Below are 21,524 nucleotides of genomic sequence, written 5' to 3'. Positions count from 1 at the left end.
CTTCCCTAGTTAACCGTTTGCATAAAACTTTAAAACACAAATGGTTGATCTCAGCTAAAATTAATCAAGACAGAATACCGTACGACCTCTTTCTTTATTGTAAATAAAGTGGATAATAGCCCCGTAAATTTAATACCTAATAAATGTGAGTCCATTATGTCTTCTGAAGCTACTATGCTAGAACGCTGCCAATCTAAATGTGAACTATGTGGTTCTGATTCTTCTCTTACTGCATACGCAGTGCCGCCACACAGCCACGTAACAGTGGATCACGGCATCATGGTATGTGACAAATGTCTTGGTGAGATTGACGATCCTAAAGATATCAACCACTGGCGTTGTCTAACTGACAGCATGTGGAGTCAAGAAGCGCCAGTTCAAGTAACTGCATGGCGTCAACTTACTCGTCTGAACACTGAAAGCTGGGCTCAAGACGCGCTAGACATGATGTACCTTGAAGAAGAAACGTCAGTTTGGGCACAAATCGGTATGTCTGCTGATGACAAACCTCTTGACGTGAACGGCGTTGAACTTAAGAAAGGTGACGACGTAACAGTAATCAAAGACCTGCCAATCAAAGGTACTAACCAAGTGATTAAGCAAGGTACTGTTATCCGTGGTATCAGCGTTGGTGACGATCCTAAGCTTGTTTCTGGTAAAACAAACGGCGGTCAATCAATGTACGTAATCGCTGAGTTCTGCCGTAAGAAGTAATCTTACTGTAGCAAGTGATAAGAAATTAAAAAGGCGCTGACTAGCGCCTTTTTCTTGGGAAAAATTCAAGTTTTGGGTTGTTCTAAAAGCCACTACCGATATTAAAGTAGATAGCGCGTTCTTCATGGCTTTGCGCGTAGTCCATTCCAAGGTGTAAACCGTAACGTCTTGCGATTTGGTATCGGAAACCGACACCTCCTGCATTCACGGTATTATCGTGACTTATGCTGCTATCTTGTTTTGCAGTTCCTGAACCGTAGAATCCTGAAACCTTCCAACGATGGTTGATGCTATACGTCAATTGACCTTGGATTGTTTCAATCTCATCACCTTGATAACGGTAAGAAGACACACCGCGCAAAGACACATACGGTTTTGCTGTGGGCGATACAAACAGATCTTGCTGTTCGAAATTTTGATAGTTTGCGGCCAAGCCTAATGTCCATTTATTGGTAATTGGGATATAGGCTTCCCCATCAATATTCAAATTACGGTAATTGTAGTCACTACCAATCGCATCGTCGAAAATCATGTAATCCGCGGACAACTTATAGCCCTTCGTTGGATAAAATAAGTTATCTCGCGTGTCATATTCGGCTTCTAGTCCTAAGCCTGATGTGACCGATTCATTGCCTAAGAGTTTATCTAAAAGTGTATTCTCAAATTCAATCTCAGACTTTGCTAGTAATTGTTTAATACCTAACATCCAAGGCGTATTGCCGATTCTAAACTGTACCTTTTGAGACAGTACCGCAACGGAAGTCGATGTACCTATTCTAATGTCATGGTCAATCGGCGCCCAATTGATGGATGTATACAAATCCAAGTTCGCAACACCAAAGCCACCACCACCTGTATAACGGATAGAGTCATTCATCCATGAACGTCTGTGACCACCAAAAACAAACCAAGTCTCGTTTTCTGTACCAACTGCGCCAACCACTGACATGGCAGAAGGAACAAGCTGCGCACCACCATCAATAGCAGATAGCGCTGCCTGCTTTCGTTGTCGCTTCTCTTCATCTGTCTCGTGCAAGAACAGGCCAGCTACCCCGCCACCGTAACCTACCGCTGGTTCGGTAATCAAAATCGGAATAGGCAAAAAACCATGGGCATTTTCTGCTAGGTGATGCCCCATATCAAATTGACCATCAACAGGATCATAAAACGATGCTAAAGAAGGTGTTGTTAAAAGAGAGCAAGAAAGAAGAACAAAGCCGCCGCAGCGAGTCATAAGATTGGCCTCATAAAAAAGGCCGGGTAATGAAACCCGGCCGAAAGTCTGCGTCCTTGCAGTAAACATAGAAATTAAACACTTATTGCCAATAAAGGGGGTCCTTAATCGACAGGACTAGAATAGGCCAAACGGTGGTATTGCCCTACTCTCATATAGAGGGTCAAACCCATCAAAACATGACCTTTCCTAACGAGATGAAGCTCAGAATGCGGATACAAAAAAAGGCTCTAAGTGAGCCTTTTGGGGAAACAACTGTATAAGTAACGGTTAAGAATTACTACATATTAACCATTGAAATAAACCATTCAAATAAACATAAGTTATGGTCGGTAGTTACTGATTAATCGCTCTCGGTATTCTGAAATCACTGAAGTCAAAGAGCCCTTGATATCACTGACCTGTTTCGAATGAGGACACCACAGTGCAAAACCAAATTTGAACCCTTCAAATAACTCTGCTGTTTGAATAGGTTCAATTTCGTGTTGAGAAAACTCTGGGTCAGAGAAAAATGATTTAGGTAAAAGTGCCCAACCCAAGCCTTCTTCCACCATTTTGATCACCAACGCAAGTTGATCGATCTCTTCGTGGTCTGAACTTACAACGATTTTTTCCGACATCCCTTCTTCAATCAGAGATCTCAGTACAAACTGTTTCGAGTTTCTTAAAGCAACCAGTACGTCTTCTTTGTCTAAATTGGTAAATTCACCGCCCTTTTGTACGAACGGATAGAATTCAATATGACCTAAAAAAGTGGCGTCTAAACTGTGCATCGCACGGCTATCGTGAACATTCACCAAACCAAAGTGATACTCACCGTCCTGTATTCCTTGCTTGATCGCTTTCTTATTACGAACCAGAAAGTTAACTCGCATCATTGGGAAATCACGTTTGAGCTGCTTTCGAATATCAACCAAAACACGCTGAGGAATCACGCTCGAATAAGCGATTGTGATGTTTTCTAATCCCCCATAAGAGAGGCTCAACGCAACTTTGTCAAATGTACGTGCTTGCTCAATGGTTTGCTTGGCATAGTGATAAAGAAGATGCCCGTCTTCTGTGGGTTCTACCGAGCGACCGACTCTTTCAAAAAGGTTTACCGCGAGCTGGTCTTCGAGGTTTGTAATTACCTGCCCGATTGTCGTTCTGTGCTTGTTGAGCTTAACAGCAGCTTTACTGAAAGAGAGCTGGTCATAAACGGTAACGAACGCGAGAAGTTGTTCAATGCTGAAATTCATTTTGTTGTGCTTACTTTTAGTCGTTATGTATTTAAATTATCACAGGTTGACGAAATATCTACTTTGTTAGAATAATAATAGTGAAATGAATTCGTCTTTTTGAAACAAAAAAACCTACTTAAGTCAGTAGGTTCTATCATTAATGCGTAACGAATAACTTAAATGTATTCGATAACACGAGCTAGGTAATTGAAATCGCCTGAGTCACCGTGGTAATTACGGTAAACATCGACACTGAAGTATCTAGGCTGATCCGCTTGAATGTGTTCAGCAATACGTTGCTCAATCGACTCTAGAGTTTCACCCGTTTGCGAGTAAATGTATTTCTTGGTGCTCTTTTGAAGTTGACGTTGCTTGGCTTCGTTATGTGTGACGTAATTGTTCACCTCAACCCACTTTCCAATATAATCAATCGCCACGTAGTCTGAATTCTCTTCGACCATGATCAACGCCGCTTCTTGCTGAACGTCGGCCAGTTGTAGCATGTCGTTATCGACTTTTTGCTGGTCCATTGAGGTTGCGTTTTGTGCCATTGCAGCGCTAGACGTTGCTAAGATAAGTAGCGTTAATGCTGTTCTTTTCATTTTTTAATATCCCTAATCAAGGTAATTCGGTTACCCAAGGTTTCCCCTGAGTTGCTTTGTGATAACCATATTCATATATGGTTAATAAGTAATGTTCATCAAACATGTCTTTGGTTCGTTTGGCGTAACCAAAGTCGTACTCGATGTAAGTAAATTGCATATCAATGTGGTTGATTTCACTGATGTATTTCATTCGATATAAGTCACCACGCGTTTGTGCAAGCGTCAGGCTTGAGACGCTCTTTGCTACCAAATCGAGTCCCTTATCTCTCAACGAGTGATACGGGGCTTTCAGCGCCCCATTTCGAATAACATCGAGCTGTGGTGATGTATCTAACCCAAGTGCATCTGAGATCTGTTGATAGTCGAAGTTAGAGGGATTGAAGAACACTTGAGTCGCTAAACCGCCATCGACGTGCAGTTCTTCAAAGATTTCACCTTCATGCTCTACATCGATGAACTGCGGTGGGAACACACCAGGAATAGACGCACTTGCGGCCAACACCTTATATATGAGTTCAGACTTATCTGGCATGTCGCTATTTGCAATTGCACCTACATTCCAAATGACAAGTTCACCAGAATCAAAATGAGTGCTACCTATAAACAGACGCTTACCGCGACGATGTTGTGCTGCGATTTGCTCGATCATCGGTTCTGGGAAAGCTTCAGCAATAAACTGATACAAGTTTTCGCCATCGGTAAACGCGTCTTTAAAGACGGTGTTCAAAAAATTCTTTTTACCGAGTACGGATTTATCGTTTATGTTCAACATCACGTCCTTCATCTTAGAAAACGCATCTCCTCCGATGAACACAAACGGTGCCATTAAAGCGCCCGCGCTGATACCAGTGATTATCGAGTAATCTTTCAGCTGGCCTGATTCTTCGAGGCCTATCAAGATACCGGCACCAAAGGCTCCGTTGGCGCCACCTCCCGACAAGGCCAAGATATTCAATTGGTCGCCTGACACGGTAATCGGCGTGGTTTGATCGGCTGGTAAGTATAAGAAGTCTGGCGACTCACTAGCCCAAATACGCAATGGCTCAGCGACTGATGATGCATCTTCTACAGTGACTTCTTTGTAATTGTCTTTGTTTACGCGTACGTCTAGCGTGTGAGGTGAACTACAAGCTACTACCAAGAATGACAAAGCAACGGTAAGACCCGAAGAGATTAGACGGTTCATATTTAGGCTCATTTAGTGCTCTCTAAAGTGATTCAGAGACTCTGTTTATAAATAAGAAAACTAAAAACAGAGAGGTTAATAAATAGGGATAAAGTGAAGTCCATCTCTTTGTGATCGTAATATAGCTAGTATCCAGCTTAACTCGTAATCTCGTTTGTAGGACGCTATCCATCGAATAGTCGCTCATCCTTAGATGACCTTAACCACTGTTGGAGTTAATCGCTCTAGCCTATTTTGACCACGTTGAAATCGTGGGTAGGTTCTACAAATTCATACTGAGCATTGATTGTTTGTAGTTCCCAAGTGCCATAGCGCTTAGTCAGCTCCAACACACCATAAACCGCGTTGTTTGCATGACGGAATGCAGCCACCGGTGACATTCTCTTCATTAACCCCCCTGCGAATAGACCGGAGATAAGGTCGCCAACACCAACTGGCTGTTTATCAAATTCGATATTCGGGCGCTGGGCTAAATAGCATGCTTTTTTCGTTGCGAGGATCATGCTGAACGCATCATCGGGTAATGAGTGCAGATGTTTCACGAGCACCATCTTTGGCCCAAGTTCCAGTGCTTTCTTACAGGCTGTAACCGCATCGTAAAGCGAGTGGATTTTGGTACCGGTCAATTCGCTCAACTCAAATTGGTTAGGCACGATGACATCAGCTATAGGCAGCAAATGTTGGGCAATAGCCGCTTTCACGCCATCATCGACAATACAACCTTTATCTGGGTCACCCAGTACAGGGTCACAAATGTAGAGTGCATAGTGGTTCTTTTCTTTGATGAGATGAACCGCTTCGGCAACCGCTTTGCATTGGTCTGCACTCCCTTGGTAACCCGAAAGGATCGCGCCACAGTCTTTCAATGCACAGATGTTGTCTAAGCCTCGAATTAAGCTTCGAATGTCATCTGAACTAAATGTTTGGCCTGTCCAACCTTGCTCATATTGCGTGTGATTCGAGAACTGAACAGTATGGATTGGCCACACATCGAGTCCCATTCTTTGGAGTGGAAAAACCACAGAGCTGTTGCCTGCGTGCCCATAAACCACGTGAGATTGAATAGAAATAATACTTTTCATACGCCGCTCTTCTGATTTTGTCTGAATGAATTTCGCTTGGAATTGGCGACTAAATAAACACAACGATTGCATCCAATAGATAGCTACTTGAACACTGTGCTTATTTGGTCGGAATAGCCTCGACATCGCCGAGGCTTATTCTTAGTGATTTGAACATCGTGAGCTTAAAATCATGAATTCGATTCTAAGCCTGACTAGAACTTATGCGCCTTGGAACTCAGCGAAGTGCTCGTCCAACACCTTGCGAGTTGCGCGGCCAATCAGTTCGTACTCATGGTGAGTCAGGTTAGCTAGCGATACACGTACAGAAGCGTGCACTACATCGAAGCCTTTGCCTGGAAGCAAGATAACGCCAGTTTCGTGTGCAAGTCGGAACAAAAAGTCTTTGCCCTTCTCGTTCGTTTTGAACCATTCAACGAAAGCTGGTCCGTACAATTTGCCGCCCAAAGTGTCGAGCTCAAGCAATGTGTAGTAGTCCACACGATCTTTGTTTTCTTCAATTTCGACACCCATGTTTTTGTACAACGTTTTGTAACGTTCGCGAATAATGCGTTTGCACGCTTCTTTGTAGTTTTGCTCTGAATCCATTAGGCAGTTCAATGAGAACAGTGCCATCTGAACTTGTTGTGGTAGTGAAAGACCTGCCGTGTGGTTTAGTGCAACACTGCGGCTGTCTGCAACAATACGGTCGATGAATTTAATACCGCGTGGTTCTGGGTCTAGCGTTTTGTATCGGTCATCCAGTTCCAGTTGACGAGATTCTGGTAGGCTGCGCATTGCATCATCGAACACGTTGTTGTGCTGAATCGCAATTGAGCCAAGGCGCCAGCCTGTCGCACCGAAGTACTTAGAGAATGAGTAAACACAAAGCGTGTTGTATGGAAGTTTGGCAAACAGAGAAACGAAATCGTCTGCGAATGTGCCGTATACATCATCTGTGATAATGAACAGATCATTACGCTGTGTGTTGACGAAATCTGATAGGTTATTCAGAGTCTCATCAGAGAACTTCACTGATGCTGGGTTTGCTGGGTTTACCACACACAGCAGTTTAATGTCTTTGTCTTCAAGTTTTTCGATTTCAGACATAGGTAACTGCCATGTTGTCTCATCCAAACGAAGTTCTACAATCTCAAGTTCGTATTCTGAAAGCTCAGGGATTTCTAAGTAAGGTGTGAAGATTGGTGTGATTAGCGCAACCTTATCGCCTTTCTTTAGTAGACCGTTGTGAAACATGGTTTGGAACGTGTACGTCATTGATGCCGTACCACCTTCCGTTGCAAACAGATCGAAATCTGTCGTCATTGGCATTGGGCCGTACATCTCTTCTGCAATGTATTGTTTTACAACGCTTTCGATATTCGTCAGCATACGTGGTGGTACTGGGTAGTTACATGCTAAGTACGCATTCACAAGCTCATTTAAGAACACTTGCTTCTCGATACCTAAGCGGTCTTTTGCGTAGCTCAGAGCTTTTTCAATGAACTGAACGCCTAGGTTCTGTTGATTGCTGTTTGCGTAAGAATCAAAACGCTCAACAATACCCACACCATCTGGAATACCACCAAAGCTACCGTCTAGATATGAGTATGTACGCTCCGCTTCCATTACTGCGAATTCACCTAAACGAATAAATGCTTTACGTGGTAGTGTTGCTAGGAAGTTTGGGTTACCACGTCCTGCGTCTAATAAAGCACGGTCTGGTACTGTTTGTGCTACTTCAATTAATTTATCTTTTAATTCAAACGGGCTTAAATCAGCGAATTTTGAAAAATCGATCGTAGTATTTTGTGTAGTCATAATATTTACCTGATAATTTAATCTTAAACACTTGCAATTCAATAAAGTGTTTTACTTAAGTGTGATTATTCAGGCCCACTCTTTTTTATTGGGTAGGTCTGTTAATAAGTTGATGATTGTTTTAAATCTATAATGAGTTTGCGGTTTTAATTACATACCCGCATTAACGGTAATAATCCCGACGATAATTGGTCCCCATAGCGTCAGTAATACGTTGGCTACTGCGTAAGTCACAGTGAAAGAGAATACTGGCGTTGCATTGCCTGTTTTTTCCATCAATGCTGCGAATGCTGGGTTTGCACTTCGACCACCAGTCACACAACCTAACGCTTCTACTGGGTTCTTGATCTTCAATACAAAGTACGAGAAAAAGAATGAAATAATCTGTGGGATGATGGTAACCGCCATACCCAAGAACAGAAGCGACATACCATGTTCTTTTATGGTATCAACTGCTTGAGGGCCAGCTTCTAGGCCAACGATGCCAACAAACGCTGCTAAACCAAAGTCACGAATGAAGTTTGCTGCACCCGCTGGGAATTGAGCCACATGTGGGTTTCGGCTACGTAACCAGCCAACAAGCAAGCCAGAGATCAAACAACCTGCACCAGATCCAATCGTTACTGGAATACCTGCAATCTTGAAGCTGATTAGGCCAATAAGAAGACCCAATACCATACCGAAACCCAGTACGATGAAATCAGTCATAGTCGCAGAACCCATACGCTTACCGATGTGTTTTTCAACTCGGTTGATGTCTTGTGCGGTACCCGTTAATTGAATAACGTCGTTTTTCTCAACAATTAGGTCATCAGTAATAGCGACTGAAGCACCTTCTCGGATGTAATCTGTCACATACACGCCGCGGAATGAGCGTTCGTTTGAGCTGTCTTTGATTTCTCTTAGCGAACGACCAATTAGCTTGCGGTTATCAGCGATAAGTTGACGATTTTCTTCAATAACTTCATAGCTTTCCGGTAATGCGACTTCATTGCTTTGTGCCTTGCTCTGAAGCTCATGAACCGCGTTTCTACGGCCAGTAACCACAACAAGGTCGCCCACTTTAAGCGCTGTGAACTTGTCTGCACTCAGCTCTTTTCCATCGCGTTCAATAAGTTCAATACACGCAGCTAGTGATGATTGGTTCAATTGCGCTAATGTTTTACCAACAAGTTGGTCGTCGTTAGTCACTTTGAAAGCACGCGTAACTAAAGCCGTGACCGCGTTAAATTCGCCGTCTGCTAAATCACGTTTACCGTTAGAGTTTTTCTCTTCTAACGCAATTGCTTCTGAGCGAATGTCCCACTTCATCAACGTTGGGAATACCCAAGTCACCATCAAGATTGGACCTAATGAACCAAAGATGTATGTTACCGCGTAACCAACCGCTACGTTTGTTTGCATCAGGTGTTTGGCTTCTTCAGATACGCCGCCTAAACGTGCAATCGCATCACCTGCAGTACCAATAATCGCAGATTGAGTTAAGCCACCAGCCGCTAGACCTGCAGCTGTACCTCTATCTAGGTCAAATAACCACGCAGCGGCAAGTACACACAATAAGCCTGAAACCGTCATCACAACCGCGGAGAGCAGAATGTTAATGGTTCTGAAGTTAAGTGCTTTAAAGAATTGTGCACCGCCTTGATAACCCACAGCATAAATAAAGAGCGCAAAGAAAATACTTTTTACGCCGGGATCAATCTGAACACCAAATTGCCCAATAATTACGCCCATTAATAATGTTCCGGCTACTCCGCCTAAAACAAATCGGCCGATAGTAATTTTACCAACCATATAACCCAATGAGAGTGTAATAAATAGTGCGACAAATGGTGCCATGTCAAACAGATTAGAAATAATGTCCATGACAAATTTACTCTTGTTACTAAATATAAGGAGTAAATAATCTAACGAATAACTTAATAATGATATTTGTTGGATTATTCAAAATAAATAAAGCATCTCGTTGCTTCGAACCGAATATTAAGAACAAAAGGTTTTAATATGTAATCCCATTTGATGGATCAAATCATCACTTTAACTGTTTGGAGAGTGTTTGAAGTGTAATTTATATCTTAAATCACTGTTTTAAATAGATTTATCCTAAACCAGCAAAAGTAGATAATTTTCGAAATCAATTTCAATTAAGTGTTTTCACATCCAGAACGGCAACCTACCTACCCTTGTTTTACTGACTTACGGCACTAAACAAAGATGCAGTAGGCATAACCTCCGAATAAAGTTGGATTTTGATGGATCCAACCCTCTATAAGCGATTATCACAATAAATCGAACTCCGTTATCGTTGCATTCATCAAACAAATAGAGAACAGAACCATGAACACAATGCCACATGAGCTTGTGTGGGGTGAAGTCTACTTCCCACCGCTGTTATTGGTTATCGCACTGGCTTACATACTGACAATGCTAACAGGGTCAATCGCGACAAGGTTTGGCCTTCATAAGTACGTCGCATTTCCTGCAATAGCAGAACTGAGCTTGATCGTGATTTTTACTGGCGCTATCGGCCATTTCATTACCATTTTTTGAGGCACTTACTGTGATCAAACGTTATCTCATCACACTTTTATTATTGGCTGCTGCGGGAACTGTGGTTTATAGCTATTACCAGTCGTACTCAAGTAACCCATGGACCAGAGACGGACAAGTCAGCGCTTATATTGTCTCGATTACACCTCGAGTCACGGGTCAAGTCATTGAAGTGCATGTCGAAGACAATTCGAAGGTAAAAAAGGGCGATCTTCTTTTTGAAATCGATCCGAGTATTTACAAGGCGACCTACAGAAAAGCACTTGCGACTCAAAAACAAGCGTTTGCCCTACTCGCCAAAGCCAAAAACGAAGAGCAACGCGCGTTGAATTTAGAGAAAAGAACGCCCGGTGCCGTGCCCGTGCTTACTCTAAACAACTTGAACAACGCAGTAGAAACCAGTACCGCGAATGTCGAACTGGCAAAAGCGAACGTAGAAGAAGCACATCTCAACCTTGAGTACACCAAGGTATATGCGCCTACTAACGGCTATATCACCAATCTGAACCTACGTGTGGGCTCTCAAGTTGTCGCGAATTCACCTGTGGTTGCGCTAATTGATGAAGATAGCTTCTGGATTGAAGGCTATTTCAAAGAGACTGATTTAGTCGGTGTTGATGCTCAGGACACTGCTTATGTGACCTTAATGATGCACAACAATGTTCCGCTAGAAGGCCATATCAAAAGTATTGGTTTTGGTATCGCGAAGCAAGACGGCAGCACAGGTAATGATTTATTGCCAAACGTGAATCCAAACTTCCAATGGATACGTCTCGCTCAACGCATCCCTATCAAAGTGAAGTTAGACAAAATACCTGAAGACGTACAACTGCGTGTTGGCATGACTGCCTCGATTAAAATAATCAAAAATAGCTAGGTGATTCTTATGTTCACTGCATCGACTAAAGAAGCGATTAAAGCCGCACTCTCTATCGTTATCGCAATCTGCCTAGCGTTGTGGTTTGGCTGGGAAAAACCGTATTGGGCGGCGATAGCCGTTGCAGTGATGGCATTGAACGAGAGTTTCGCCCATTCAATAAATAAAGGCCATAACCGGTTAATGGGAACCTTGTTAGGGACCGGTTATGCCTTTTTCCTTATCGCCATGTTTTCTCAAGATCGCTTCTTGTTTCTAACATTTTTCACCCTGTTCCTTGGGGTATGTATCTTCATGTCGAGCGACGAGAAATACGGCTATATCTTTTCAATAGGATTTGCCGTGTGTTCGATTGTTGCTTGCATGGGCGGGTTTGATAGCCAAACCACCTTTCACTTTGCTGTACTTAGACTTCAAGAAACACTATTAGGTGTTGTTGTGTTCTCTATTGTGTATCGCATCGTGTGGCCTGTGAATACTGAACTCAACTTTGTACAACGTTTCGAAACCAGTAAACAAACGTTGTTAGATGCGATGGAAAAAACAGACAACATCGACATTGCCGCACTTGAAAGCAACACCGCGAATATTGATAAGCTGTATCAACTTTTAGATCTGCCACTGACCGGAAGTTACCACCTTAAAGAGAACATCCAAACATGGCGCTTGCGTATCGATGAAATGGCACATATCCAAGATACATTACTCAAACAAATTAACAGCGAATCAGACTTAGATATCCAGTGGGCAGTTCTTACTCACAACTTGAAGACGTTCGATGTATTAACACCAGATCAATCTCTTGTTGAGGGTGAACTCAATGTCATGGGCGCTCATAAAGACGTGTCTTGGCATCATGCTCATCGGACGTTTGTTGAACATTTGAATGAAGATGGGCGAAAAGTGCTGCAAGGCGTGTCGATGTTTATCACATCGCTGTTCATTTGGATTTATCTTCCAGTTCCAGGTGGTTTCATATTTCCTATGTTAGCCGGTGTATTCTCTTCTATGGTGCCGACCATGCCACCAAGCGTTATTAAGGATGCTTTTTATGGTGTGTTGGGTACAGGGTCGGTGATTCTGTTGCAATACATCTTTGTGATGCCATTAATGACAGAACTATGGGAGCTGGGGCTGTTCTACTTCCTTAACATTATGGTGATATGGAAAGTGTTCGCGACACCTAAGCTCATGGTACATCGAATTTTGGGTATCAATTTGTTGGTTGTTCTTACATCTGGTGCGCTTAACCTCACTCCTGTTTATAGAATAGAAACGCCACTGTTGATGTTGGTGAATATTTTGATCATTTTAATGATCGCGAAGCTGTTTACTGATCTATTCAGAGTAAAAGTAACCGCTTAGAACTGGATACACTAAATCCCCTCATAACAAAACGGCCTGCCAAGTATTTTTACTTCGCAGGCCGTTTTTGTATCTATTGAAAATCAATATAAATCAGTTGATTAACGCTAATTATTGCTAAGTGAGGATAGCGTCCATCAAACGCGATTAACGCGATCTGCCACCTCCTCTTAAAATCCTCTCATTGATTGACGCAATGCATTTTTAGTCGCGACATTCACACTAGCAATCCTAACGGATAAATACATAACAACTGAACACGACGTTCAGTATTACATCGACTGTTTGAGTCTCGAAGGTTTGAGGCCACTCAGCGTGGAAACCGTCATGAGTTTTTTTGAAATACGCACCAGCGCCTGTAAGACCCATACTCTTTCTGTGTTAGCGAGCGCCCTATTACTTACCACCCCCACCTTTGCGTCTGCAGCAGAAACCAAGACTTACAACGAAGTCATGGAAAAAGGTCGAGCACTGTTTGACAAATATGGCATCAGTCATGATTTACCAAAGCTAGCAATCAGTTCACTCGTACAGGGCGAACACCTAGTTGAACACGCACACCGTACTCTGCAAATTGGTGATGAAGTCCGTGACTCAAGCGTCTATCTCGTTAAGAACACCGACACTAAAGGTAACATCGATCTTCGTATCAAATATAACCCAGAAGAACTGGACGATAACGAAAACCTACTCGATGAAATCGAAGCTTTCACGCGTACAGAATATCGCTTACGTGACTATGCAGAAAGCTTTGATTCATCTTCGGTTCGCGTAAAAGAAATCGACGATAACAAAGTGATCATCAGCTTCGATTATTCAAAATATGGTCTCCCTCAAGACATCGCATATTTCCGTTTTTTGAATGTCGACATTGAGTTAATCGACGGTGAACCAAAACGAATGCTTATCAGCAATGAAAAGCCATTCAAGCACCATACCTACAAGGTAGAAAGCTATCAGCAAGAGATTGAGTTTCACTCTTTACCGACGGACAAGTTAGTCATCGCGAGAAAAACAACTGAAGTGGTTGGTACAACCAAGAACAAGCCAATGAAGATGACAAGCATCGTCGAGCCAGTCGCGTTTTATGAAGAGGATAACGGCGTACAAGTGGTCAACGAAGCGAGACTTCAAGAAGTATCAGACCCAAGAATGCTAGAAGCGAGCGTGAAGCTAGACCGTATCTTCCCGTTAATGGGCGATATGGTACGACGCCAAGGTATCGATTTACCCCTTCCATTTGGCGTATCAGTGGCTTATCGAAATCAAGACATGGATATTCCGATGACAGATTACGTGATTGGTGGTGTGCGCTTGAATGATTTATTTGACCCGGAAGATAGTGTTGCGACGGTCAAAGCGGAAAGTGTTTCGATACGCGGTGACGTAAATATCCTGCCATTCTGGAATGTATTCGGATACGTAGGAAAGGTAAACGTTGATGCGAACGTGGACGCCTCTTATACCGGCGCAGCAGGTGAATACTTAAAAGACAAGCTCAATGATCAATTTGATGGCGCAGGTGATCTGCTTTGTAGAGAAGTTTCGGCTCTGTGTAACCGTGGACGCTTAAATGTTCCGTTACATCTCGAATATGACTTACGTGGAGTAGGTACAACATTGTCTGTTGGTTACAAAGAGTTCTTTGCTTCTGTTACTGGCACTTACTCACAAACTCGCCTTAAAGGGCTAGACGATTGGGGCGATGGCATTGTCACGGTTCAACCCATGTTGGGTTACCAATTAGTCGATTATCGAGCTCAGTTTTTCGTTGGCGCTGAATACCAAGGTTTAAATTCACGTATGCAAGGAACGGTAAAAACCGATGACATCGAATTTGATTATGACGTTGGTGTCGACATCGATCAGTGGGCATTCCTAACAGGGGTTAACAAGCAAATCGGCAAAAACTACAACATGACCATGTTGTACAACAAAGGCGAAACTCGTTCGGCTGTAACGCTGAATCTGGGTTACCGATTCTAGTCACCGAACTTTGATTACCAGCCTAGCCCTTAAACCAGGTTGTTCTTAATAAGAAATTTTGTGGTTCTGTTATCTACGCAGATGGCGGTGAAACAGACTACGCCGAATACTATTGTGGAAACTCTTTTTATGACTATTGCATACCGTTCAATGATCGCTCTTACTATTACTGCTGCCTTAGCAGGTTGCGATACTGATACTGCCCCTACTGTTCCATTACCAAACGAGCCAGAACCGTTAATCCCGGCACCTGCTAAACCGTTTGATGCTCAAATCGGTGACGTAACGATTAAAGCAACCAAAGAAGAATTGGTGGTTACTTCGAATACCGAAGACGACAAACTGGCTTCTATTGAGTCTTTCAAAGGAATTCAATATGCCGAGGCTCAGCGCTTTGAGCACAGCAATATGCTGCCTTTATCAGATAATACAGATGAGTTTAAAGTTATTGACGCAACTCAATTTGGGTATGCATGTCCGCAAAATAAATCGACAAACTTTGGTTCAGGGCTTGAATTAGAACAAAGTGAAGATTGCTTGAACCTGAATATCTGGCGACCTGAAGGGACCACAGAGCAAGACGAGTGGCCGGTTTATGTATTCATTCACGGCGGCGACTTCGAATACGGTTCTGGTGCAGATCCGCTCATTCACGGTGATACAGTCGTAGCTCAAGGTGCAGACGAAGGTAACCCGTTTATTTACGTGACATTTAACTATCGTTTAGGCTTATTAGGCAAACAATGGGTTGACGGTGGAGACTCAAAAGAAGGCGGTAACTTTGGTATTGGTGACCAAAAGCGTGCGATGCAGTGGGTTAACGAGAATATCGCTAAGTTTGGTGGTAATGCCGGAAACGTCACTTTGATGGGCCAAGGTTCAGGTGCGATGTCGGTTGGCATACTTCAACAAACCTCTAGTAAGGAGCCAATAGCCGGTGAAAATGGTTATTTCAATCGCTCAATCATGCAAAGCAATACCTATGGGTTTGAATACCAAAGCTATGATTCAGCAGAAGCAAATAGCAGTTCTATTTGTGAAGCGACAGGAGTCTCTCAAATTGAGACCGGTGATAATACAATAAAATCAGCCTTAAATATATTGATGCTAATCCTTCCTGATGACATCAACGATATATTAGCGCCTATTGTCGATGAGATGCCTGATCAGGTGGAAACTACCGTTTGTGCAGACAACTATATAGAACAACAAAAGAAACTTCCTCTCAAGTTAATTTTAGAAGCTCAAGATAAAGTATTACTCGATCCGATCAACAAGACATTAGATTGGGTTATCGAAAGTGTATTGACGTTACAAAACGACATTCCACTACTAAGCCATGACAATAATACGCCAATGACAAAGTTGTTACCATTTGCACCCTATGTTGAGTATAAATCAAAACTTATTGGCGAGGTTCCTGGCTACCATCTGATCTCACAACCTGCATTAGATAACTTTTCAGTACCAACTGTCATTGGTAACAATGAAAAAGAATCGAACACCATGAGTATGTTACCAACCCTCACGTTCTTGATTCCAACGATTTTGGAGTTAGTACAAGGGGACATCGACAACGGTACTTTTGAATCATTTAGCGAAGGCAATAAAGATTTAGAATTAGCGGTATGGCTTCAAGTTGATGACAACCAGCAACGAGTAATCGATGTAGTTTCAACGCTTTCGTTAGATGAAGTTCAAACTCAAATTGAACTGGGCGACCTACTCGACTTGTTGCCATCAACGGCGTACGAAGCGGTAACTAAGTTGTTTTTCGGTCTAGGCAATGCAGACTTCAACAATGGTGTATTAGGTTTATCCGATTACGCGCCATGGTCTGAAAATGAACTTGGTGGTGCAATGAAGAACATGTCCCAATTTAAGACATTAATGAATGACATTCTGTACCAAGCCCCTGCACGAAACCAAGCGATTCTTTCTTCTGAAGATATGAACGCCCCAGTGTCTATGTACCACTTTGCGTATAAGCCTAGCTTTAACGTTTGGACATACAACACTAGTGGTGAGAATGGTGACCTAGATATTGGCGATGCTTTAAAAACTATCGCATGTATCTCAGCTGCTTGTAATGCATCGGAACTGCCGTTTGTTTTTAACAAACCATTAAAGTTAGACGGCACATCAGTTCGCCCAACATCGAAAGATCGCGCACTTATGAATGACATGTCGCGTTTATGGTTCAGTACCCGTCTATTTAGCGACTATACGTACAGCACACAATTGGACAACGTACTTTCTATTAAAAGTGATGGTTCGCTACGCCAAGAGGTCGACTGGGATTCAGTTAAAAATGCTGGTGAAGACACCGATATGCGTAATGGCAGACTTCAAGGCTTGAATGATTTGGGTCTTACATTGAAGTACATGCCCGATTACTCGATTCCTGAAAAACAGTAGCGCCCCCCTCAACAGTGGCCAATTAATGGCCACTGTCATTTCTATACTCCACGCGGAACCCCATTATGAACTTCACACGTATTAATGCGTTGATGGTGTTGCTTTTGTCGATCTTGATAACTGGCTGCGCCCAACCATACCCCGATGTTGAACCTGACTTTGAAGCAAACTGGCAAAGTACCGAACACCAAGCTGAGGTGTACCTGATTCCTTCTGCACCAGAGGCCTTCGCTCGTCGTGTCGACCTCGTTCGCCAAGCACAACACTCAATTGATATGACCTACTTCTCTTGGGAGCGAGACACGCTTGGGTTAATGCTTCTAAACGAGCTAAAGCAAGCGGCGGATCGTGAGGTTCACGTACGACTGACATTAGATGACCTACTGGTTTTTAATGATAAATGGTTAGCGGAATTGGACTCACACCCCAATATTGAGATTCGACTGTTCAACCCTTTTGAGTCGCGTAAAGCTGGCTGGATTGGTCGCGCGTTAAACTTCTCAACTCATCAAAAACAACTGGATAATCGACTTCACGAGAAGTACTTCAATGTTGATCATCACTCGATGATTTTAGGTGGAAGAAACATTGGCAATGATTACTTTGGCTATAGCGAGAATGCCAATTTCTTTGATATGGACGTTTTGTTTCGAGGTGATGTAATCGCGTCTTTCGACAAGAATTACCAAGCGCTTTGGGACAGCGAATATGTCGTACCAATTCGAGAGCGAATCAAAGTCAAAGAACAAGGCCAATACAAAGCGTTTACCAAGGCAATAAATAAAGGTGAGAAGAATAAAAAACCGATTACTTTCGATGTTGAGCAACAGATAAACCGCCTGAGCGAACCAAGATTTATTAAAGCATCGGTAACGCCTTTATTTGATTCATTAGAGAAGCTCAATGACAACAAGCCCTACTTTCGTCAACGTACAGAGCACTTAATGAAGCAAAAAGTGCCGACACCTTCTAAGGCTATGATTTCTACGCCTTATATGGTGCCAAGCGATAACCAGTTTGTCTTTATAGATGCGCTTACAGATAATCAAGCCGAAGTCACCTTACTGACGAATTCATCGGCTTCTAATGATTCGGGCTTTGTTCCTGCGTATTACGAAAAACACCGTGAGAATTTACTCGACAAAGGCATAAGTATCTACGAGTACAAAAGCCAAGCGATCAATGATGACCACTACTTTCATGTTGATACCTACTACCACAACAAGACAGTAATTTTAGACGACCGTGTCACCTATATTGGCTCTTCTAACTTCGACCCAAGATCAGACTTTCTCAACGTTGAGTTTGGTGTGTTGATTGAGAGTGAAGAGTTTGCGAAGCAAGTGACACACTACTTAACACGTCAGAAAGAGGATTTGTTCTGGGCTGTATCGCGAGAACAATCAGGTGAGACGAGTTGGGCTTCAGGAGACCAAACCTATACTAAGAACCCGAACTACAGTTCATGGAACAAGGTACCAGATTGGTTATTTCGAAAAATGAATGGCGAGTTCGAGCTTTAAGTGTTCAGCTTCGAATCTTAATTTTTAATTTTCTCCAGTCCAAATGTAAAAAAGCCGCGTAATTCGCGGCTTTCTCATGTTTCAAATACACGTATCTGAGCTTATAGACGGTAGGTCATCGCTCTTTGGGCTACGTAGTTCACCATATCAAGCGTTGTGAAGATCGAATTAACATCATTAATGTTGTAATCCACATGTCCACGCTCCACATATTGCTCAGCGAGACGGTAAATATCAACGACACGCTCAGCTACCGCTTCCATAGGATCAATAAAAGTGACTGTTGGAAATGCCGTTTCAAGTTGCTTTCTAACCAAAGGAAGTTCCGTGCATCCCAATATAACCGTATCAACGCCCTTCTCTACGATGCTTTGAACCGCAACAGCTAAAAGTGCCGCATTACGCTCAAACTCGCCCGCTTTAATGCCGTTGGTTTCTCGGATTGCTTGTCCGCATGCGGTCATCTCGCCCGTCACTTCGCCATAGATAGCGCTATGAACGTTATGTTCTTGCTCAAAAGCGTCTGGCTTAACGAATACGAGATTGGCGTCAGTTAGATAACGATCATAGATTCCCGAGTTGTATGTACCGTTGGTACACAAAATACCGACAATGGATTCAGGGTTCTGCTCTTTGATTTGATCAACCGTAGTTTGAAGCATATCGACGATATAAACATTGGTATGTTTTTGAACTTCAGGTCTGAAATAATGAGCGGTGTTGCAGGTCATTACACCAAATTGAACATTGGCGTGTTCTAAAATGCACGCTGATTCAATCAGCTCAGGGACAGGGTCGATACCACCTTCGTTAATGGCTTCAGAGCGGTCTGGGATATCTGAATTTTTAACCACAATCATGGCCATGTGGTCTTGGTCTTTAAGCGCGCCGTGTTCAATCTCTTTCTTAGCGACGATATCTTGGAACAGAGCATCCGCTTCAGGGCCCATGTTACCAAATACACCAAATCGTACCTTTTTCATTGTGTTTACCTTTGTGTTTGTTAGAGCACAAAGGTTATTACGCTCTGTCGATTTGCTTAAATCCCATTGGATGGATCATATCCTCGCGAGAGCTTAAACAACGCACAAATATTAGAATTGAGTCCCCAAAGAAAAGTGAATACGAAATTCATCACCTTGAGGCGCATCTAACCCGTAAGCAAAATCGAGTTTTACAGGCACCAATTGTGAGTTCCAAATCAGGCTAAGGCCTGTGCCGCGCTTCCAATCCGCTTCATCATCAAACGCATCACCAACATCGAGAAACGCACCCATCCAAATTGAGCGGTAAACCTGATGCTGGTACTCAAGTCCTGCCGTTAGCATGTAGCGTGCACCTGTTAATTCACCGTTTTCATCTTTTGGAGAAATCGATTCATAACCATAGCCTCGTAAGTTCCCATCGCCACCAGCAAAATAACGCAGTGACGATGGCACATCCGTTAACGATTTAGCTATGTTAATGCCAACGTTTGAACGGAAATGGAGCTTCTGACTTTCGCTAATATCCCACGAAAGCACGCTGTTTCCTTCCAACCGCAACAGTCTTGAATCAGAGAACAGACTAGGGTCAGAATACTCAACAGAATAGATGTGTCGGTGATTGAGCTCCAATTGATCATTCTTACGATCAACCTGCGAAAAACTGATGCCAGGTAACAGTAATTGCGATTGGTCTTCCTCAGAGGCCTGACGGTACTGTTCATGCAAGTATTTGACATAGATGGTGCTTTGCCAATCGCTGTCTAATTGCCAATAACGTTCAAACTTAAGATCGTTTGAAAAGCTATTGGTGTCTCGATGATCAATTCGTTTCGATTCAAACTGAATACCAAAATAATCGGTCGTCACTTTCTCCGTGGGGATTTTATACCCTAGCTGCAGTGATTGCTCTTGTTCAGACAGATACGTCTGTGTTTCAAAGCTGTGTCCTCTTCGGTTATACCAAGGCTTTGACCAGTTCAAAGACGCTCTTAAACCGAGATCGGTAGAATAACCGCCACCCACCTGCACAATGTTACGAGAGCTTGGTTCAGCAATAATCTCAATTGGCACTTCTAGATTGTCATCAAGATGATTAAAGTCACCATGTACCACGACACTGCGAAACCACTGAGTTTCAAACAAGTCAGACTGCAGCTCGCCCAACTTTATCGTGTCAAAATCGTCCCCTTGTTTGAATGTAGGAATTTTCTCTATACGCGCAGGTTCAACACCATCATCAGGAATGCTGATAGCGCCAAACTTGTAGCGTGGGCCACTTGAAAAATGCAGGTGAATATCGGCGATGTTTTCGCTAGGAATCACTTCAATCTTAGACTCGACAAACCTTCCGTCGAAATAGCCTTTACGCTTTGCCAAAGAGAAAATCGCCCGTTTAGTTTGGTCGTATTCTTGATGGGATAATGGTGAGCCTGAATCTAACTGACTTTCCGTTAGTATTTTACTGAACTCTTCATCTTCAGTCGCTTCACCTGTGACTTTTACGATCGATTCTGCAATGTACATGACAGGGCCAGAATCGACGTTCAAGGTGAGGTTATCACTGTCATCAAGTTCAATATCTATCTGAGGATGATAGTAGCCATAAGGGTTGAGCGCGTCTTGAACTCGTTTCAATAGCTTAGTATGCGATAACTGTGAAGCTGGGACATCAACCAAAGGTTCTAAGTATAACTCTACATTTTCAGTGAGAGTTTTGTTCAGCCCTTTAACTTTGAAGTCTGCGCCTATCGCTGCGGGGTGAGTAACCATGAAGAGTGAAGCAGCCAATATTACTTGTTTAATCGAGGTCTTCACGCTATTACCCAGTTGCTTAGAACCCGAATAGGTTATGAGCAAAGCGTGAAATCACGGAATCTCTTATGAAGGACGCAACCCTACGAACAAGCTTGGCCGATTTTGAATACCAGCACAACTTTACTCTAGCTACTTACAGTCTTCGTATTGCAGATACAAAAAA

The 21,524-nt window shown here is 42.9% G+C and carries 16 protein-coding genes; 7 read left to right on the top strand and 9 right to left on the bottom strand.

The genetic code is table 11. The features are described from left to right. Window positions 1-156 precede the first annotated feature (156 nt). Complete coding sequence (locus FLM53_RS19950; RefSeq protein ID WP_017060062.1) at window positions 157-714, top strand: PhnA domain-containing protein; 558 nt, start codon at window positions 157-159, stop codon at window positions 712-714. Between the two features lie 82 nt (window positions 715-796). Here the strand turns inward: FLM53_RS19950 and FLM53_RS19945 are convergent, their stop codons facing one another. From FLM53_RS19945 to aspT, 7 genes are all read right to left on the bottom strand, one after another. Continuing rightward, complete coding sequence (locus FLM53_RS19945) at window positions 797-1,948, bottom strand: BamA/TamA family outer membrane protein (protein ID WP_176679704.1); 1,152 nt, start codon at window positions 1,946-1,948, stop codon at window positions 797-799. A 323-nt stretch (window positions 1,949-2,271) separates the two neighbouring features. After that, window positions 2,272-3,186, bottom strand: coding sequence for a LysR family transcriptional regulator (locus tag FLM53_RS19940; protein WP_176679705.1), 915 nt, complete (start codon window positions 3,184-3,186; stop codon window positions 2,272-2,274). A 158-nt stretch (window positions 3,187-3,344) separates the two neighbouring features. Next, a complete protein-coding gene (locus tag FLM53_RS19935) occupies window positions 3,345-3,698 on the bottom strand; it encodes a hypothetical protein (protein ID WP_370779746.1) in 354 nt (117 codons plus the stop codon). Window positions 3,699-3,786: 88 nt separating this feature from the next. Next, the gene (locus FLM53_RS19930; protein ID WP_176680073.1) at window positions 3,787-4,959 is read right to left on the bottom strand and encodes a patatin-like phospholipase family protein; all 1,173 of its coding nucleotides are present in this window, start codon (window positions 4,957-4,959) and stop codon (window positions 3,787-3,789) included. A gap of 224 nt (window positions 4,960-5,183) precedes the next feature. Beyond that, window positions 5,184-6,041, bottom strand: a complete 858-nt coding sequence (gene pdxY, locus FLM53_RS19925; RefSeq protein ID WP_176679707.1) for a pyridoxal kinase PdxY — start codon at window positions 6,039-6,041, stop codon at window positions 5,184-5,186. A 201-nt stretch (window positions 6,042-6,242) separates the two neighbouring features. After that, window positions 6,243-7,841, bottom strand: a complete 1,599-nt coding sequence (locus FLM53_RS19920) for a bifunctional aspartate transaminase/aspartate 4-decarboxylase (RefSeq protein ID WP_176679708.1) — start codon at window positions 7,839-7,841, stop codon at window positions 6,243-6,245. 150 nt (window positions 7,842-7,991) lie between these two features. Next, complete coding sequence (gene aspT, locus FLM53_RS19915) at window positions 7,992-9,707, bottom strand: aspartate-alanine antiporter (protein ID WP_176679709.1); 1,716 nt, start codon at window positions 9,705-9,707, stop codon at window positions 7,992-7,994. A gap of 471 nt (window positions 9,708-10,178) precedes the next feature. Here aspT and FLM53_RS19910 point away from each other — a divergent pair, with 471 nt between their 5' ends. The 6 genes from FLM53_RS19910 (at window position 10,179) to FLM53_RS19885 (ending at window position 18,560) form a co-directional block, all read left to right on the top strand. Beyond that, window positions 10,179-10,391, top strand: coding sequence for a DUF1656 domain-containing protein (locus FLM53_RS19910; RefSeq protein ID WP_010429574.1), 213 nt, complete (start codon window positions 10,179-10,181; stop codon window positions 10,389-10,391). A gap of 10 nt (window positions 10,392-10,401) precedes the next feature. Beyond that, window positions 10,402-11,268, top strand: coding sequence for an HlyD family secretion protein (locus FLM53_RS19905; RefSeq protein ID WP_176679710.1), 867 nt, complete (start codon window positions 10,402-10,404; stop codon window positions 11,266-11,268). Window positions 11,269-11,277: 9 nt separating this feature from the next. Then, on the top strand, window positions 11,278-12,633 hold the full coding sequence (locus FLM53_RS19900; protein WP_176679711.1) for an FUSC family protein: 1,356 nt from the start codon (window positions 11,278-11,280) through the stop codon (window positions 12,631-12,633). 327 nt (window positions 12,634-12,960) lie between these two features. Further along, on the top strand, window positions 12,961-14,619 hold the full coding sequence (locus tag FLM53_RS19895; protein WP_176679712.1) for a hypothetical protein: 1,659 nt from the start codon (window positions 12,961-12,963) through the stop codon (window positions 14,617-14,619). Between the two features lie 129 nt (window positions 14,620-14,748). Continuing rightward, a complete protein-coding gene (locus FLM53_RS19890) occupies window positions 14,749-17,037 on the top strand; it encodes a carboxylesterase family protein (protein WP_176679713.1) in 2,289 nt (762 codons plus the stop codon). Between the two features lie 65 nt (window positions 17,038-17,102). Beyond that, window positions 17,103-18,560, top strand: coding sequence for a phospholipase D family protein (locus FLM53_RS19885; RefSeq protein ID WP_176679714.1), 1,458 nt, complete (start codon window positions 17,103-17,105; stop codon window positions 18,558-18,560). Window positions 18,561-18,661: 101 nt separating this feature from the next. On the opposite strand, the gene FLM53_RS19880 is transcribed toward FLM53_RS19885, so the two are convergent. Next, the gene (locus FLM53_RS19880; RefSeq protein WP_176679715.1) at window positions 18,662-19,543 is read right to left on the bottom strand and encodes an aspartate/glutamate racemase family protein; all 882 of its coding nucleotides are present in this window, start codon (window positions 19,541-19,543) and stop codon (window positions 18,662-18,664) included. A gap of 111 nt (window positions 19,544-19,654) precedes the next feature. Further along, entirely contained in the window at window positions 19,655-21,373 is a 1,719-nt protein-coding gene (locus FLM53_RS19875) for an autotransporter assembly complex family protein (protein WP_176680074.1), read from the bottom strand. Between the last annotated feature and the right edge of the window lie 151 nt (window positions 21,374-21,524).

It is taken from the genome of Vibrio sp. Scap24, assembly GCF_013394185.1.
GTDB classification, from domain to species: Bacteria; Pseudomonadota; Gammaproteobacteria; order Enterobacterales; family Vibrionaceae; genus Vibrio; species Vibrio pomeroyi.
The sequence above is the reverse complement of the archived record's forward strand: the minus strand, read 5'-3'. Positions and strand labels throughout refer to the sequence as shown.

Bases quoted from the DNA above. Each gene is read 5' to 3' on its own strand.
- FLM53_RS19895 (WP_176679712.1), top strand. From the start codon at position 12,961: ATGAGTTTTTTTGAAATACGCACCAGCGCCTGTAAGACCCATACTCTT.
- FLM53_RS19935 (WP_370779746.1), bottom strand. From the start codon at position 3,698: ATGGACCAGCAAAAAGTCGATAACGACATGCTACAACTGGCCGACGTT.
- FLM53_RS19900 (WP_176679711.1), top strand. From the start codon at position 11,278: ATGTTCACTGCATCGACTAAAGAAGCGATTAAAGCCGCACTCTCTATC.
- pdxY (WP_176679707.1), bottom strand. From the start codon at position 6,041: ATGAAAAGTATTATTTCTATTCAATCTCACGTGGTTTATGGGCACGCA.
- FLM53_RS19885 (WP_176679714.1), top strand. From the start codon at position 17,103: ATGAACTTCACACGTATTAATGCGTTGATGGTGTTGCTTTTGTCGATC.
- FLM53_RS19890 (WP_176679713.1), top strand. From the start codon at position 14,749: ATGACTATTGCATACCGTTCAATGATCGCTCTTACTATTACTGCTGCC.
- FLM53_RS19930 (WP_176680073.1), bottom strand. From the start codon at position 4,959: ATGAACCGTCTAATCTCTTCGGGTCTTACCGTTGCTTTGTCATTCTTG.
- aspT (WP_176679709.1), bottom strand. From the start codon at position 9,707: ATGGACATTATTTCTAATCTGTTTGACATGGCACCATTTGTCGCACTA.
- FLM53_RS19940 (WP_176679705.1), bottom strand. From the start codon at position 3,186: ATGAATTTCAGCATTGAACAACTTCTCGCGTTCGTTACCGTTTATGAC.
- FLM53_RS19950 (WP_017060062.1), top strand. From the start codon at position 157: ATGTCTTCTGAAGCTACTATGCTAGAACGCTGCCAATCTAAATGTGAA.
- FLM53_RS19880 (WP_176679715.1), bottom strand. From the start codon at position 19,543: ATGAAAAAGGTACGATTTGGTGTATTTGGTAACATGGGCCCTGAAGCG.
- FLM53_RS19945 (WP_176679704.1), bottom strand. From the start codon at position 1,948: ATGACTCGCTGCGGCGGCTTTGTTCTTCTTTCTTGCTCTCTTTTAACA.
- FLM53_RS19920 (WP_176679708.1), bottom strand. From the start codon at position 7,841: ATGACTACACAAAATACTACGATCGATTTTTCAAAATTCGCTGATTTA.
- FLM53_RS19910 (WP_010429574.1), top strand. From the start codon at position 10,179: ATGAACACAATGCCACATGAGCTTGTGTGGGGTGAAGTCTACTTCCCA.